Genomic DNA, 15248 nt, shown 5'->3' with positions numbered 1-15248 from the left:
ACTCACTTGGTCTGCAATCACTTCAAGTGGAACCCTTATTCGCGCAGCTGACGTGAGGTGGCCATTGCCGTCCACGGAGCTGGCAGACTCGCGCGACTTCCGCAGCGCTGCCTGCGCAAGCTCTGGGGTGTAGCTGATTCTCTTCATCTCACGTCCTGACAGCTGCAGCTGGATCTGATAGTGACTTCCCGAAACTAGTACCTCACCATCATTCTGCCACTCCGCCGTGTGCTACCCCTTGAAAACCGGCGCCCGCTTCTCCTGGAATGCCCGGAAGCCTTCGGCGTAATCGTCGGTCTTGCAGAGCCGGGCCTGCTCGGTGTTCTCCTCGGCCATGGAAGCCCACAGGCCCAGTCGCTGGTCGCGGATGTGGGCAACCAGTTCCTTGGAGGCAACGAACGCCTGGGTGGCACCCGCAGCAACGCGCGAAACAATCGCACGCGTTTCATCCAGCAAAGACTCAGCAGGCATAGCCCGGCTGAACATCCCCTGCGCCACAGCCTCCGTACCGGAGATCAAGTCAGCCGTGTAGATCAGGTCCAGCGTGCGGTGGATGCCCAAGCGCTCGGTGAAGTACCAGTGCCCGCCCGAGTCCAGGGTGGCTCCTAGCTTCGCAAAAGGAGACCCGAACTTGGCATTCTCCGCCACGTACACCACGTCCGTGGCCAGCAAAAGTCCCAAGCCAACACCCAGACACGCGCCGTGGGCGGCAGCGAACGTCGGTGCCGGGAAAGCAGCCATTTTCTTGAGCAGCGGCTCTACCAGCCCACCCAGGTAGGCCTGGGCATCGTCGGTTTCGGGCGTGACGCCGGCAATGTCGCGGCCCGCGCAAAAGGCGCGTCCCTCTCCGCGAAGCAGCAGCGCCCGTACTTCACCGCGCGAGGCAGCGGCAGCAGCGTCGTCGTACGCCTTATCCAGTTCGGCAAGCGCGTCCTCGTTCAGCGAGTTCAGCTTTTCGGGGGCATTGAGGACAATTTCGGCAATGCCGTTTTCAAGGGAGAGCTCGATCATGGGGACTCCTTAGACGTCGAAGTCGACGGTCACTTCTTCGCTGGTGGGGTGGGCCTGGCAGGTGAGGACGTAGCCCTTGTCCAGCTCGTCCTGCTCGAGGGCGTAGTTCTCGTCCATGGTCACGGTACCGGTGACCAGCTTGGCGCGGCAGGTGCCACACACACCGCCGGCACAAGCGAACGGAACGTCCGGGCGGACACGGAGAGCCGCGTTGAGGATCGATTCGCGGGCGTGCGTCGGGCTGGCGACGTCCCCCGTGAGGCCGTCCAGCTTGAACGTGATCTTGAACGTCTCCTGCGACTCGTCCTCCACCACGGGACGGCCGGCGTGGCCTTCGGGGCGGTCCGGACGGCCAGTGGTGAACAGCTCGAACCGGACATGCTCAGGCTCGACACCGCGGGCGGCGAGGGTGTCGCGGCACAACTGGACCAGTTCGAACGGCCCGCACAGGAACCACTCGTCCACATCCTCGGCATGGATGGCCGAGCTCAAAAGCGACTGCAGCTTCTCCGCATCGATGCGGCCCGTCATGAGCGGCGCGATCCGCTGCTCCCGGGACAACACGTGGTGCAGCGCCAGGCGCGACGGGTACTTGTCCTTCAGGTCCGCCAGCTCCTCCAGGAACATGACGTCCATGGCGGCCTTATTGGCGTAGATCAGGTCAAAACGCGTGTCCGGATTGGCGGCGAGCAGGGTCCGGGCAATCGCAATCACCGGCGTGATCCCGGAACCGGCGGCGATCGCCACAAAGCTCCCGGCGTCCCCCGCCAGTTCCTCCGGGTGGTTCATGGAGTTCATGACGTTGTGCTGCACGGCCGAACCGTCTTTGCCGTGCCGCGAAATGAACGCGCCCTGCGGGCTCATGACGTCCAGGACGTCGCCGGCCTTCAGCTCGGCATTGGCCCAGGTGGAGAAAATGCCGCCCAGGTCCTTCTTGATGGCCACGCGGATCTCGCTGCTGCCATCCTCGAAACTGCGCGGCTCTGCGCAGATCGAGTAGCTGCGGCGAACCTCGTGCGGCTCTCCGTTCTCATCCGGCAACGTGGTGCGCAGGGCGACGTACTGGCCGGGCAGGTAGTCGTACTGACCGGCCAGCTCGGCGGGAACACCGAACGTGACCTCAATGGCATCATCCGTGAGGCGCCGGACTTCCGCGACGGTCAGGTTATGGAAAGACGCACGACGGCGGCTGGCCGTCTGGGTTTCGGTGGTCATGGAATTCCTTAAAGGACTTTGAAGTAGTCGAACGGTTCCTTGCAGTCCTGGCACACAAACAGTGCCTTGCAGGAGGTGGAACCAAAGCGGGTCAGTTCCTTGGTCTTGAGCGAGGAACACTGCGGGCATTTCACGGCGAGGCTGAGCCGTACCGGACCCGAATGGCCACCGGCAGCGGCCCGGCCACTCGGCGGCGCGATCCCGTATTCCTCCAGCTTGGCCTTGCCGGACTCGGTCATCCAGTCGGTGGTCCAGGCCGGGGACAGCACCAGGTTCACCTCAACAGCTGCGTACCCGGCGTTGCGGAAAGCCGTCCGCAGGTCGTCACCGATCGCGTCCATGGCAGGGCAGCCCGAGTAGGTGGGCGTGATGGTGACCTCGACGGCGGTACTCGCCGGACCGCCGTCGTGCGCGCCCTCCGGTGTGGCCGCGTCAGGCGACGCATCCACGATCCGCACGCCGCGCAGGATGCCGAGGTCCTCGATGGTGAGGACGGGAATCTCCGGATCGCAGACGGTGGACGCAATGTCCCACGCCTGCTGTTCGGCGGTACGTACCTGCGTTGCCATGATGGTCACCAGCTCGCGCCCGGGTGTTCGCGGGCCAGGACCTGCATTTCGGCAAGGACGTAACCCAAGTGCTCGGAGTGCTTACCGCGGCGTCCGCCGCCCAAGGACTGGGGCACGTTGGGAGCCTCAAGCTCTGCTTCCGCGAAGATCTCGCCGGTCAGGCGGTCGAAGGCCTCGCGCAGGCTGGAAGGCTGAACCGTCACGCTGGCCTCGGCCAGGCGGGTGGTGAGGTCATCGTCCTCGAAAAGCTCGTCGACGTACGGCCACACGAGCTTGAAGCCCTGGATGATGCGTGCACGGGACTCGTCGGTTCCACCGGCCAGGCGGAGCACCCACTGAGCACTGTGGTCGCGGTGGTAGTCCACTTCCTTGACGGCCTTCGCGGAGATGGCCGCAAGCGTGGGATCCGTGGATTTCGTGAGCGCGGTGTAGAGCTCGAACTGGTAGAAGCTCACAATGAACTGCCGTGCGATGGTCACTGCGAAGTCACCATTGGGCTGCTCGAAGAGGTGGGCCGAACGGAACTCGTGCTCGCGGCGGAAGTACGCGAGGTCGTCCTCGGACTTGTCCCAGGCCGCACCGGCGTAGGTGAGGAAGGACCGTGCGTGGCCCAGCTGGTCCAGCGCAATGTTGCCGAGGGCGATGTCTTCCTCAAGCTCCGGGGCGCGGGAAATCCAGTGACCCAGGCGCTGGGCGAGGATCAGTCCGTCATCGCCGACGCGCAGCGCGTACTCTGCGACGTCCTCGCTGGGCTTGACCTGCCCGCGGTGGACCTCGAGGGCAATGTCTTCGGGGCGCAGGGCGTTTCCCGGCGTGATGCGCGTGGCACTGGCCGAACCGTCGCCGGACGCACCGGCACCGTGGACGCCGACAGAGATATCGCCGTGGCCCTCGATCGCGAAGTCAGTGTTCGTTTCGTGGGAAGTCACAGGTGCTTCACGCCTTCGCTCTTGGTGTAATACGTCGCGTGGCGGTAGTCCTTGCCCTGGGGCGACTCGAAGAACGCGCCCTTGGAATCGGGATCACTTGAAGCGATGGCTTCGGCCGGGACAACCCAGATGGACACCCCTTCGTTGCGGCGCGTGTACAGGTCGCGGGCATTCCGGAGTGCCATGGCGGCATCCGGTGCGTGCAAGGAACCGGCGTGGACGTGGGACAGGCCGCGGCTGGAACGGACAAAGACCTCCCAGAGTGACCACGGGGTTTCGTGGGTTTCTTCTGGCGTGCTCATGCTGCGTGTTCCTTCTCTGCTTGCTTGCGGGCGTAGGCTACGGCGGCTTCCCGGACCCAGGCACCATCTTCGTGTGCCTCGCGGCGGCGCTCGATGCGCTGCGAGTTGCAGGGACCGCGGCCGGCCAGGACTTCCTTGAACTCGTTCCAGTCCAGGGGTCCGTGCTCCCACTTCTTGGTTTCTTCGTTGAAGCGGACATCCTTGTCCGGGAGGGTCAGGCCGAGGACCCTGACCTGCTCCACCATCATTCCCACAAACCGGCTGCGCAGTTCATCGTTGCTGAAGCGCTTGATGTTCCAGGCCATGGACTGCTTGGAGTTGGGTGAATCGTCATCCGGCGGGCCGAACATCATCAGCGATGGCGCGTACCAGCGGTTCACGGCGTCCTGGGCCATCTGCTTCTGCGCAGGCGTGCCGTTGGAGAGCTCCAGCAGGATCTCGAAGCCTTGGCGCTGGTGGAAGGACTCTTCCTTGCAGATGCGCACCATTGCGCGGCCGTAAGGACCATACGAGGCACGGCACAGGGGCACCTGGTTGCAGATGGCAGCACCATCAACAAGCCAGCCGATGGCTCCCATATCCGCCCAGGAAATCGTGGGGTAGTTGAAGATGGATGAGTACCGGGCCTTCCCGGCGATCAGGTCTTCCATCATCTGGTCCCGGGACTGGCCCAGGGTCTCGGCCGCCGAGTACAGGTACAGGCCGTGGCCCGCTTCGTCCTGGACCTTGGCCATGAGGATGGACTTGCGCTTGAGGCTCGGTGCCCTGGTGATCCAGTTGGCTTCCGGCTGCATGCCGATGATTTCCGAGTGCGCGTGCTGCGAGATCTGGCGCAGCAAAGTCTTGCGGTAAGCCGCCGGCATCCAGTCGCGGGGCTCGATGCGCGAGTCTTCCGAAATGATGCGATCAAAGTACGCCTGACCAGCTGCCTCCCGCTCCTGCTCCTCCGGGGACAGCTCAGCGGGCACAGACTGCAGATTCTGCGATGCCATGGTTGCTCCTAATAAATTACCGACCGTTCGTTCAGAATATGCGGAGCGGGTCTTCGCAGTCAACCTTTTGGGTTGGATTCGGAGCGGGCATGACATTCTGCTGGATCATTCCTGTGTGGCAGCCGGCCAGGCCCGTCATTCCGGGGTTGGCTGCAGGGACAGACGGAATGATCCAGCAAAAAGAGCGGACCAGAAACGCAAAAACCCGGGCCCGGCAGTGTGCCGGACCCGGGTGTGTTGCGGGCTATCTGAGCGAGATACGACGACGGCGGTCGGTTCCGCCACGCAGGTCCCGGTTAAGCCTCCGGTCGCCGTGGTAGAGGATCGACTTCCAGTCCACTTCTTCCGCGGTCTTCGGGACCACGAGGGACGCTTGCGGAGCCTTGGACTTCGGCGTCACGTAGAGCCAGTTGATAGCTCCCAGGGCAATGTCGACCACCGAGTTCCAGATGCCGATGTAGGCCTGGATGCAGCTCATGGCCAAGACTGCGTTCAAGGTGGCGAACGCGACGTTGCCCCAGTTGCCCTGCAGGGTATCCCGCCAGATGGTCAGCACGGAAAAGGCCACAATGGCGTACGGAATCAGCACGTAGATGGCGGGCGCGGCCGTCCTGTCCTTGACCTTGGGCGTGCGGACAAACGGGATCTTGTCCCCGGTCAGTCCTTGCTGGAGCGACTTCAGGACGCCCGCCAGGTTCACCGGCAGGAGGATGAGGTTGAAACCGTAGATCCGGAAGATGTCGCTGAACCGGTGCCCGCAATCGCGAAGGTCCGAGCCCATGCAGAGGAAATACGGCAGGGCGGCGATAAACACGGCGGGACTGAGGAGCCTGCTGTCATAGGGATAGGCCAGCAGGAACAAGAGCCCAAAGCTGGCCCAGGTAATCGAGGCCATGTAGTTGACGCGCAGGAGCACCTCGCGGATCAGTATCCGCTCCCGCTGGTTTCGGCGCTGCGACAACTGGTTCCACAGCTTGGGCAGGATCAGCAGGCCACCGTTGGCCCAACGCCGGCGCTGCACCACCAAGGAACCGAAGTCCGGCGGGGTGGCGCTGTAGCTCAAGCGCTCCGGGTAGTTGACCAGGGTCCAGCCGTGCGTCCCCAGGTCTATGCTGGACTCCGTGTCCTCGATGACAGTGCGGTCCTGGATGTAGGTGCGGACCTCGAAGCCACCCACCGTTTCCACTTCCACGATGTCTTCCAGGGCACGCTTGCGGATGATCGCGTTGGCCCCCACCCAGAAAGTGGCACCGTAGTAGGACATGCCCTGGTGCAGGATGTGCTGGATGTCAGTGGTGGCACCGGCAATCCGCTCGATGCGGGTAGGAGCACCACGGAAGGATGAATACGGCGTCTGGGTCACGGCAACACGCTCGTTCCCGGCCGATTCCAGGAAGTACACCAGGCGAAGACAGTAGTCGCGGAGCAGGAGGGAGTCGGCGTCCAAAGTGAGCAAGTAGGTGCTGTCCGGAACCACCAGATCGTCCTCGCGCGGGGTGGTGGACGGCCGAAGAACCACGCTTCCGTCCGTCTCGTCTTTCCGCCAACGCTTGCCCATGAGGGAGATATACGCGTTGAGGTTCATCGCCTTGTTGGCTTCGTGGGACAGGCTGGCGTAGGCCTTGCGTTCAAAAGTGTCCATGCGGACGTTGAAGATCCAGGTGAGGCGCAGGTACAACTGCTCCATGCGCTCAGGGCTGGGCGCCGTCTTTTGGGCCTTTGCGGCCTCCAGCGCCAGCATCACGAGCCTGAGCTCGCGGGCCAGGCCCATGATCACCAGGTCAACGAAGAATTCGTCCACGTGGTCCTGGACGGATTCGGCTTCGGCCATCGCCTCCAGCCAGTCGACTGCGGCCTCGTACTCGGCGATCAACAACCCCAGTTCCTCGGCAGAGGCAGATGTGGTGGCAGAGGTGGACGGCGAGCCGCCATACGCTGCACGGAAAACCTCCAAGGCCTTGCCTGCGCGCGCGGCAGGAGCGGACATCGCTTTCTCGATCTGCCCGGCCAAGGCGCGCGTCTGGTCGAGGCGCTGGATCTTTGCCGGATCAGTGGGCTGGGGCGGATCATCCAGCAAGAGCACCACACGCAGATCCGGAAATTCCTGCAGCGCGGCAGACCAGAGGGTTCCCCGCACCACGCCCGGTTCTTCAGCGTAGGACGGCACCAGCACGGTAATGCCGTCCGAATAGTCGGCGAAATGGTTATCCAATTCACCTCGCGGAACCCGACGGTGCTCTTTGAACCTGTACAGCGCGCCCTGCCGTGCCATGAGGTACATGAGCGCGGAAAAGGTCAAGAAAGTAACAACAACAAGGTAAGAAACCGATTCCAAGCCAAAACGGAATCCGGAGTTCGGGTTATCCACGAACTGACGGATGATGGTGGAAACGACGTAATAAATCCACGCAGAGACCGTAACCAAAATAGCCAGACGGCCCAGGACGATCTTTCGGGAGGATGGTGTTGGGTGGACAATGGCGAGCGGTTCCGATCGGCGTTCGGACCCCCACTGCCTCTTGCGCCCCTTGCTTTCCATACCTTCCGCGGGCGTTTCCTCCGAATTCCGCGCAAGATCAGGTGAATCAACCAGCTGGTCTGTCATGTTTCCCCATCAGACTGCCTCACGGGACCTGTGCCCCGATGTCCGTACCGACGTGCGCCTTCCATGCCCCAAGTCACGCGGATTGCCCTTATAGTAATCGACGTTGGGCACCTGTTATTTCCTGTCTCTAAGGGTTGACAGTGCTGGTCTTATTCGGCGGCTCCGCAGCACGTTTTGCCACTGCTCCACCTCAAATTCCCGTCAACGTTTGGGTGTTCCATGTCGAAATATTTCCCGGGGCGAAAGCTGTCCATTGTTCGGCTTTCGGTTCTGTTGCTCCTTCTCGGAGGACTCGTAACTGCTGGTGTTTTTTCCTGGCGCAGTTACACCGACACCCAGGCTGCTGCGGCCTCACCTTCGGTTTTTGCCGGATACGTGGATGTCACCGCCACACCGCGCTACGCGTTTGAGCAGCCTGCCAACGCAAACGCCAAATCAGTGGTTTTGTCCTTCATCGTGGCCGACGCAAAGGACGGCTGCACGCCGTCGTGGGGCACCTACTACAGCCTCGACGCGGCAGCCTCCGGGCTGGACTTGGACCGGCGCATCGCGAGGCTGCGTCAGTCCGGCGGCGACGTCAGCGTTTCCTTCGGCGGACTGACCAACAAGGAGCTGTCCACTGCATGCACCGACGAGGCCAAGCTCAAAGCCGCATACAAGAGCGTGGTGGACCGGTACCAACTGACCTCGATCGACCTGGACATCGAAGGGGCTGCCCTGACAGACAAGGCGGCGTTGGCACGGCTGGCCACATCCGTGGGAGAACTGCAAAAGGAGAAGGCCGCAGGCAAAGGCCTGGCCGTATGGCTCACCCTTCCCGTGGCACCGAGCGGACTCACGCAGGAGGGAACAGCAACAGTGAAACAAATGCTGGATTCCGGTGTTGACCTGGCCGGCGTCAACATCATGACCATGGACTACGGCGACAGCCGCGTTCCCGGCCAGTCGATGCTCCAGGCTTCCATCGCCGCCGCCGAGGCAACGCACTCCCAGCTGGGCGAAGTGTTCAAGGCCGCCAACCAGGATCTTGGTGCCCAGACAATGTGGCGGAAAATCGGCCTGACACCCATGATCGGCCAGAACGATGTTGTGGCGGACGTTTTCACCATGGCGGACGCGCAGGGCCTTCATGACTTCGCCGAGTCCAAGGGCGTCGGCAGGATGTCCATGTGGTCCTTGAACCGCGATGCAGAGTGCGGCCCCAATTACCCCACCATCTCCGTGGTCTCTGATGCATGCAGTGGCGTCTCACAAGGTGGCGCCCTTTTCTCCGCTGTCCTTGGTGCGGATATCGCGGCGAAGTCCACCTCTGCCACCAGCGCGGCGGTTCCGACGGACACGGGCACGGCGAGCGCCGTCGTTGACGATCCCGCCACGAGCCCGTACCCGGTCTGGTCTCCGATCGCCACGTACGTGAAATCGGACCGGGTGGTGTGGCAGGGCAATGTCTACGAGGCCAAGTGGTGGACCAAGAACGATGTCCCGAACAACCCCGTAGCCGCCGGGGCCGCGGCTCCATGGACGTTGATCGGCCCCGTTCTTCCGGGTGACCGTCCGCAGCCGGAGATCACTGTCCCCGAGGGAACCTACCCCGCGTGGTCCTCAGCCACGGTCTATCGCAAGGGCGACCGCGTGATGCTGGAAAATCATGTCTTCGAAGCCAAGTGGTGGGTCCAGACGCAGAGTCCGGAAGCGGCCCTTCAGGGTTCGGCGGACACCGCATGGATGAAGCTTTCCAACGACGAGCTCGCCAAGCTTCTCTCCACAACTGCGCCCAAATAGTCAGCAGGTTCCTGCGTGTATGGCGTTGTTCTGGTTGAGGTTACCGGTGCCGGGCGCGACGTAGATCTTCCCGGCCGCGCACGCCTTATTGTTGGTGGCGACGACGTTCGTGATCGGGCCCAGGGCACCGAAGTCGCCTATGTGGATGGCGTCGTAACTGCCGTCGGGGAAGGCGTAGCCGGCCTTCAGGTCGTGGATGTAGTTACCCGTCAGGGTCACCCCGTTGACCGATCCGGTGCGGTTGTCGTAGTAGCCGGTGCGTATACCGTACGGTGCCCCATAGAACTCGTTGTCGGCGATTTTCAGGTTGTAGATGGAGTAGTTCCCGACGGCCAGTTGCATGCTGTTGCCCCGGTGTCCGCCCCGGACCTTGTTTCCGATGTAGTTGATGTCGTGGGTGGTTCCGTTGATGGTGTGGGCTACGAGGCCGTCGTCGCCGTCGGTTCCGACGCGCTGGTCGATGGTGTTGCCGATGACGTCACCGAAGGATGAGTCCAGGACGTGGATGCCGTCGAGCTGATCGTACTTACCGCTCGTGGCGACGATGGTGGTGCTGTTCCTGATGCAGAACTTGGTAGTCGCGACGGCGACAATCGAGTAGGTGAAAGGATTCCGAACGTGTACCCCGTCCACGAGGTTGTTTGAGCCGCCCCGGACGTCAACAACGAACTCGTCCTGGCGCTCGCCCATGTTGATGCTCACCGGGAGGGTATTGCCTGAATGGTCCGCCGTGAGGTTGGTGATGGTGGTGTTGACCGCGCGGTTGGTGGTGATAATCGGGTAGCCGCCTGAAGGTCCCGTTGTGGACAGGAAGTTGGGGCCCGCTTTGAGGATGGTAGCCGGGCCTGCTCCCTCCAGTTTGACGTTGTTCGCCATCCGGAGTTTGCCATTGATGATGTAGGTCCCGGCCACGAGTTTGACCACGCCGCCCCCGGCGGCCCCTGCTGCGTTGATGCGGTTCTGGATGGCGCTCGTGTCGTCTCCGGCGTCGTTGACGGTGGTGGTGACGGAGTACGTCGTGGTTGCACTGCTGCCCGTGGCGCCGCTCTTCGCGCATGTAGGTGACGCAGGCGTCACTGATGCAAGAAGTGTCCGGTTGGCGGTTGGGGTCGGTGCCGCGGCAGCAGCAGGGACCCCGGCTAAGGTGAGTGACACGGCTGCGGCAGCAACTGCAAAAGCGGACCACCGCCGTCGTGGTTTTGCCCAAGGGCGGTTGATGGACAGTCCCGAATAAATGTCAACAGTTCCCACAGCAATCCCCCAAAGTGACAAGACGCTCCGATCCGCGCCGATTGCAGGAGTCTATTTTTGACGCACGAACTGGGAGAAACTCCCGGGCGTTGACTTGTGGATAACCGGGGCACACCACAACGGACACATCGACTTACGTCACCTCAGCCACTTTCGTCGTGAATGGGGGTTTTCTGACGTATGCTCTCCTCAGCGCAAAGGCACGACGCGTTGTTCGCTTTTGGTGGGGCCACGTTCGAAGGCAGGGGTTCAGTGGCAGAAGTGAAGCATGGGGTTGCGCCGGTGCGCGCCCCCTCCGCATGGCAAGGTTTGCCGTTCTTCCTGATTGCTGCGGGCGTCTGTGTTGTTCTGCTGGCCGTCGGTCTGGGCAGCGGAATCGGAAGTACGACGGCGCAACTCGCCGGCGACCTGGCCATCCTTTTGGCTGTGGTCACCGCGTTGGCCACGCACGCGCGTACGGCGTTAAAGCGGCGGGGAAACGCAGTGGGGCGATGGTTCGTTGTGCTGGGCCTGGCTATTTGGACTGCCGGTCAAACGGTCTGGACCGTCAACGGGATCACGCTGGACCACCAGTACCCGTTCCCTTCCCTCGCCGACATCGGGTTCGTCTGGTATGCCTTGCCAACGGCCATTGGCCTGGTACTGCTCCTCCGGGGACAGGGACTTCGGCTGTCCCTGCGCCGGACCATCCTGGACGCCGGCGTTGTTGCCAGTGCCACGTTCTTCATCGCCTGGAGTTCAGTCCTGGGCCCACTGGCCCAGGAATCCAACCAGGACGCCTACGCCCATGCGACGCAGATGGCGTACCCCATCGCAGACGTTTTCATGGTTTCCGTGGTGATTGTCCTGACCATGCGCGCCGCCCGTGGACGCCGCTTGCCGTGGTTGTGCCTGGGCATTGGCTTCTGGATCCTGGCCATCACAGACCTCACTTACGTTCGATTCACTCTTGAAGGCATTACGGGCGTAACGGGTTCCCCTTTGGCCCTTGGCTGGGTGGGTGCTTTCTTACTGGTGGCCCTGAGCCCGCTGGTCCCGGAAGCCGACCAGCAACGCAAGGACGGCCGGGCCTACGCCGCGATGCTGGAGCTTCTCCCCTACCTCCCAGTGTTCAGCGCGGTGTTCTTTTCGCGCAGCCGGCCCATCGGTACAGACCCCATCCTGCTGGTCACGGGCTTGGTTGTGGTGTCGTTCGTCATTGTGCGGCAGGTGCTGATCGTCGTCGAGAACGTCACGCTGACGCGCGAGCTGGAGACGAAGGTCGCCGAGCGCACTGCCGAGCTGGAAGGGCTCGGCGCGATCGTCAACTCATCCGGCGACGCGATCGTCGGAAAGACGTGCGACGGGATCATCACCAGCTGGAATCCCGGAGCGGAACGCATTTACGGCTACCCGGCGTCCGAAGCGATCGGCCGGAAGAGCGATTTCTTCATCCCCGAACCACTGCGAGGGGAAGAGGAAACGGCCATCCAGCTGACCGCTGCGCAAGGCACCGTGCAGAACTATGAGACCGAGCGCCGGCGCCTGGACGGCAAGGTCATCCCCGTCTCCGTCACCATGTCCCCCGTACGCGGCACGAATGGGATCCGCGGCGTAGCGACAATCTCCAGCGACATCACGGAGCGCAAAGCTGCCGAAGCCGAGCTCCTTGACGCACGGGAAGCTGCCCTGGAAGCCAGCCGGCTCAAGTCCGAGTTCCTGGCCACCATGAGCCACGAAATCCGTACACCGCTCAATGCCGTGATCGGGCTGACCTCGCTCATGATGGACACGGAGTTGAGCGAAGCCCAGCGCCAGTACGCCCAAGGCGTGAAGGGCGCCGGCGAAGTCCTGCTGACCCTCATCAACGACATCCTGGACTTCTCCAAGCTCGAAGCCGGGAAAGTGGACCTGGACATTGCCTCCTTCGATCCCCGGGCGCTGGTGGAAGAAGTGGCTGGACTCGTCGCAGAGGCAGCACAGAGCAAGGACCTGGAACTCATTTCCTACTGCCACCCGGATGTTCCGCAGCGGCTCATGGGCGATTCCGGGCGCATACGCCAGATCCTCCTGAACCTGTCATCCAATGCGGTCAAGTTCACGTCCGCCGGCGAAGTGGAGATCCAGGTAGCCGTGGTTGAACAGGACGGCCAGGACGCCAAGCTGCGATTCGAGGTCCGTGACACGGGCATCGGCATCCGGCCTGAGGACCACCACCGACTGTTCGAGTCCTTCGCCCAGGCCGATGCCTCAACCACCCGGCGCTACGGCGGCACGGGGCTGGGCCTGGCCATCTCCCGCCGGCTCACGGAGGTCATGGGCGGCCGGATCGGCTTGGACAGCGAGCCCGGCGCGGGCAGCAGGTTCTGGTTCGTCCTGGACCTGCCCGTGGGCCCAGACCCCTCCGATACCGCGAGCCTCCCGGCGTCCCTGTCCGGCCGGAAAGTCCTGGTGGTGGACGACAATGCGACCAACCGCTTGGTACTGGAGAACCAGCTGGCCAGTTGGGGCATGGTGCCGGTAGCGGTGGCCGACGCCCGGAGTGCCTTGGATGCGTTCCACGCGGCCGTTGCGTCCAGCAGCCCTTACGACCTCGCAGTGGTGGACATGTGCATGCCGGACACCGACGGCCTGGAGCTCGCGCGGCAGATCAATGCCGAACGCAACGGGACGCCTTCGCCCGGAATCATCCTCCTCACCTCCACCATGGCCGTGAACAAGGCCGATCTCACCTCCGCCGGTATCCGTGAGTACCTCACCAAGCCCGTGAGAAGCTCCGAGTTCTACAACCGCCTGCTTCGACTGATGGCCACCACCACCAGCCCACGGAAAGCCGCCGAACCAGCGGCATTGAAGCCCGTTTTGACGCAGCCGGCAGCGCCACGCCTTGGCACGCTGTTGGTAGCGGAGGACAACGAGGTGAACCAACTCGTGGCGCGCGGCATGGCCAACCGCCTGGGTTACGACGTGGAGATCGTCGACGACGGCGCCCAGGCCGTCGCTGCCACGCTCACCGGAAAATACGCCGCCGTTTTGATGGACTGCCACATGCCCGTCATGGACGGATTTGAGGCAACCCGCACCATCCGGGCGCGCGATGCCGCCGGAACCCGGATCCCGATCATTGCCATGACCGCCGGAGCGCTCGACGAGGACCGCGAACGCTGCTTCGCAGCCGGCATGGACGATTACGTCAGCAAGCCAGTGGACGTGGACAAGCTCGGCGCGGTGCTCGCCAAATGGGTCGCGCAGCCCCTTGCCGCCATGCCGGCGGCAGCACCGGCGTCGGACGCTCCTGCGGTACTGGACGCACCGGCGTCGGACGCTCCTGCGGCCTTGGATGCCGAGCGGCTGCAGCTGCTGCGCGAACTCGGCCCAAGCCTGTTGCCCGCGGCCATTACGGCGTTCCGGGACGAAGCCGAACGCTCCCTTGGCCACCTCAGCAGCGCACTGTCCACCGGCGACGGCAAGGCGCTCCAACTGGCGGCGCACAAGCTTTCGGGAGCGGCCGGCAACATCGGAGCCGTCGGCGCGGCCGGGATCTCGAAAGACCTCGAACGGCTTGGCCGTGAAGCCCAACCCGGGCTGGAGACAGAGGCCGGACCGCTGCTTGAACAGTTGCGAGACGAACTCGCGCGGGTTGACGAAGCACTCGAGCGGACCTTGTTGGGAGCCCCATGAAAGTACTGATCGCCGACGACGACCAGATTTCACGCCTGATCACCAAGGCTGCGGTTGAGCAGTCCGGCCATGAGTGCATCGTGGCTCTGGACGGTGACCAGGCATGGGAGCTTTTCCAGGTACACCGGCCCGAGGCCGTGGTCACTGACCTCATGATGCCGGGCATCAATGGCCTGGACCTGTGCCGTGCGATCCGCGCCGTGGAGGACGACTCCTACACCTACCTGATCCTGGTGACGTCCCACGGTTCCCGTGACGATGTGCTGGCCGGCATGGAAGCTGGTGCCGACGATTACGTCACCAAGCCGCTGGACCCCTTCAACCTGCGGATCCGGCTCCTGGCCGCCCAGCGGATCACTTCACTCCACGCCGACCTTGCCCGGTACCGCTCCGCATTGACCGAGCAGGCACGCACCGATCCCCTCACCAAGCTGCACAACAGGTTGAAGCTCACCGAGGACCTTGCCGAACTGCACAGCCTCGGCGACCGCTACGCCCAGGAGTACTGCCTGGCCATGGTGGATGTGGACAATTTCAAGAGCTACAACGATCTCTACGGGCACCAGGCCGGCGACGCGGCGCTCGTGGCCATCGCTGCGACCTTGGCCCGGGAGGTAAGGGAATCGGATGGCGTGTACAGGTTCGGTGGCGAGGAGTTCCTGCTGGTCCTGCGCGAACAGAGGGCAGAAGCGGCCGAAGTTGTACTGGAGCGCGTCCGTTCGGCGGTCCATGCCTTGCAGATTGAACACGCCGGCGATCCTGACGGCGTGCTGACCATCAGCGCGGGCGTCTCCGCCTACACCGCGGCGCACCCGGCAGGGACCGAGCAACTCCTCAAGGAAGCGGACCTTGCGCTCTACGCGGCGAAGGCCTCGGGCAGGAACCGCGTGACCCTGGCCAACGCGCTCCGGCCGGAATAGGTTTCACGGCAG

The 15248-nt window shown here is 63.3% G+C and carries 11 protein-coding genes; 3 read left to right on the top strand and 8 right to left on the bottom strand.

The features are described 5' to 3' along the window. Positions 1-231: 231 nt before the first annotated feature. From ACFVSJ_RS15395 to ACFVSJ_RS15365, 7 genes are all read right to left on the bottom strand, one after another. Complete coding sequence (locus ACFVSJ_RS15395) at positions 232-1011, bottom strand: enoyl-CoA hydratase/isomerase family protein (protein WP_387437748.1); 780 nt, start codon at positions 1009-1011, stop codon at positions 232-234. 9 nt (positions 1012-1020) lie between these two features. Next, a complete protein-coding gene (paaE, locus tag ACFVSJ_RS15390; protein WP_387437747.1) occupies positions 1021-2226 on the bottom strand; it encodes a 1,2-phenylacetyl-CoA epoxidase subunit PaaE in 1206 nt (401 codons plus the stop codon). 8 nt (positions 2227-2234) lie between these two features. Further along, positions 2235-2795 carry a 1,2-phenylacetyl-CoA epoxidase subunit PaaD gene (gene paaD, locus ACFVSJ_RS15385; RefSeq protein ID WP_387437746.1) on the bottom strand — a complete coding sequence of 187 codons (561 nt, stop codon included), beginning with the start codon at positions 2793-2795 and terminating at the stop codon, positions 2235-2237. Positions 2796-2800: 5 nt separating this feature from the next. Next, positions 2801-3724 carry a 1,2-phenylacetyl-CoA epoxidase subunit PaaC gene (gene paaC, locus ACFVSJ_RS15380; protein ID WP_387437745.1) on the bottom strand — a complete coding sequence of 308 codons (924 nt, stop codon included), beginning with the start codon at positions 3722-3724 and terminating at the stop codon, positions 2801-2803. Further along, positions 3721-4026 (bottom strand): 1,2-phenylacetyl-CoA epoxidase subunit PaaB, encoded by a 306-nt coding sequence (gene paaB / locus ACFVSJ_RS15375; protein WP_387437744.1) that lies wholly within the window; start codon positions 4024-4026, stop codon positions 3721-3723. Before paaB ends, paaC begins: the two co-directional genes overlap by 4 nt. After that, complete coding sequence (paaA, locus tag ACFVSJ_RS15370; protein ID WP_387437743.1) at positions 4023-5018, bottom strand: 1,2-phenylacetyl-CoA epoxidase subunit PaaA; 996 nt, start codon at positions 5016-5018, stop codon at positions 4023-4025. Before paaA ends, paaB begins: the two co-directional genes overlap by 4 nt. Before the next feature lie 244 nt (positions 5019-5262). Further along, on the bottom strand, positions 5263-7557 hold the full coding sequence (locus ACFVSJ_RS15365) for a glycosyltransferase family 2 protein (RefSeq protein ID WP_387437897.1): 2295 nt from the start codon (positions 7555-7557) through the stop codon (positions 5263-5265). A 285-nt stretch (positions 7558-7842) separates the two neighbouring features. On the opposite strand from ACFVSJ_RS15365, the gene ACFVSJ_RS15360 reads away from it, so the two are divergent. Continuing rightward, positions 7843-9405 (top strand): chitinase, encoded by a 1563-nt coding sequence (locus tag ACFVSJ_RS15360; protein WP_387437742.1) that lies wholly within the window; start codon positions 7843-7845, stop codon positions 9403-9405. Here the strand turns inward: ACFVSJ_RS15360 and ACFVSJ_RS15355 are convergent, their stop codons facing one another. After that, positions 9406-10482, bottom strand: a complete 1077-nt coding sequence (locus ACFVSJ_RS15355) for a hypothetical protein (protein ID WP_387437741.1) — start codon at positions 10480-10482, stop codon at positions 9406-9408. Positions 10483-10908: 426 nt separating this feature from the next. Here ACFVSJ_RS15355 and ACFVSJ_RS15350 point away from each other — a divergent pair, with 426 nt between their 5' ends. After that, the gene (locus ACFVSJ_RS15350; protein ID WP_387437740.1) at positions 10909-14316 is read left to right on the top strand and encodes a response regulator; all 3408 of its coding nucleotides are present in this window, start codon (positions 10909-10911) and stop codon (positions 14314-14316) included. Beyond that, entirely contained in the window at positions 14313-15236 is a 924-nt protein-coding gene (locus ACFVSJ_RS15345) for a GGDEF domain-containing protein (RefSeq protein ID WP_387437739.1), read from the top strand. The genes ACFVSJ_RS15350 and ACFVSJ_RS15345 overlap by 4 nt, the downstream gene beginning before the upstream one ends. The last annotated feature ends 12 nt before the right edge of the window (positions 15237-15248 follow it).

Source organism: Paenarthrobacter sp. NPDC058040 (genome assembly GCF_042885775.1).
GTDB lineage: Bacteria > Actinomycetota > Actinomycetes > Actinomycetales > Micrococcaceae > Arthrobacter.
The sequence above is the reverse complement of the archived record's forward strand: the minus strand, read 5'-3'. Positions and strand labels throughout refer to the sequence as shown.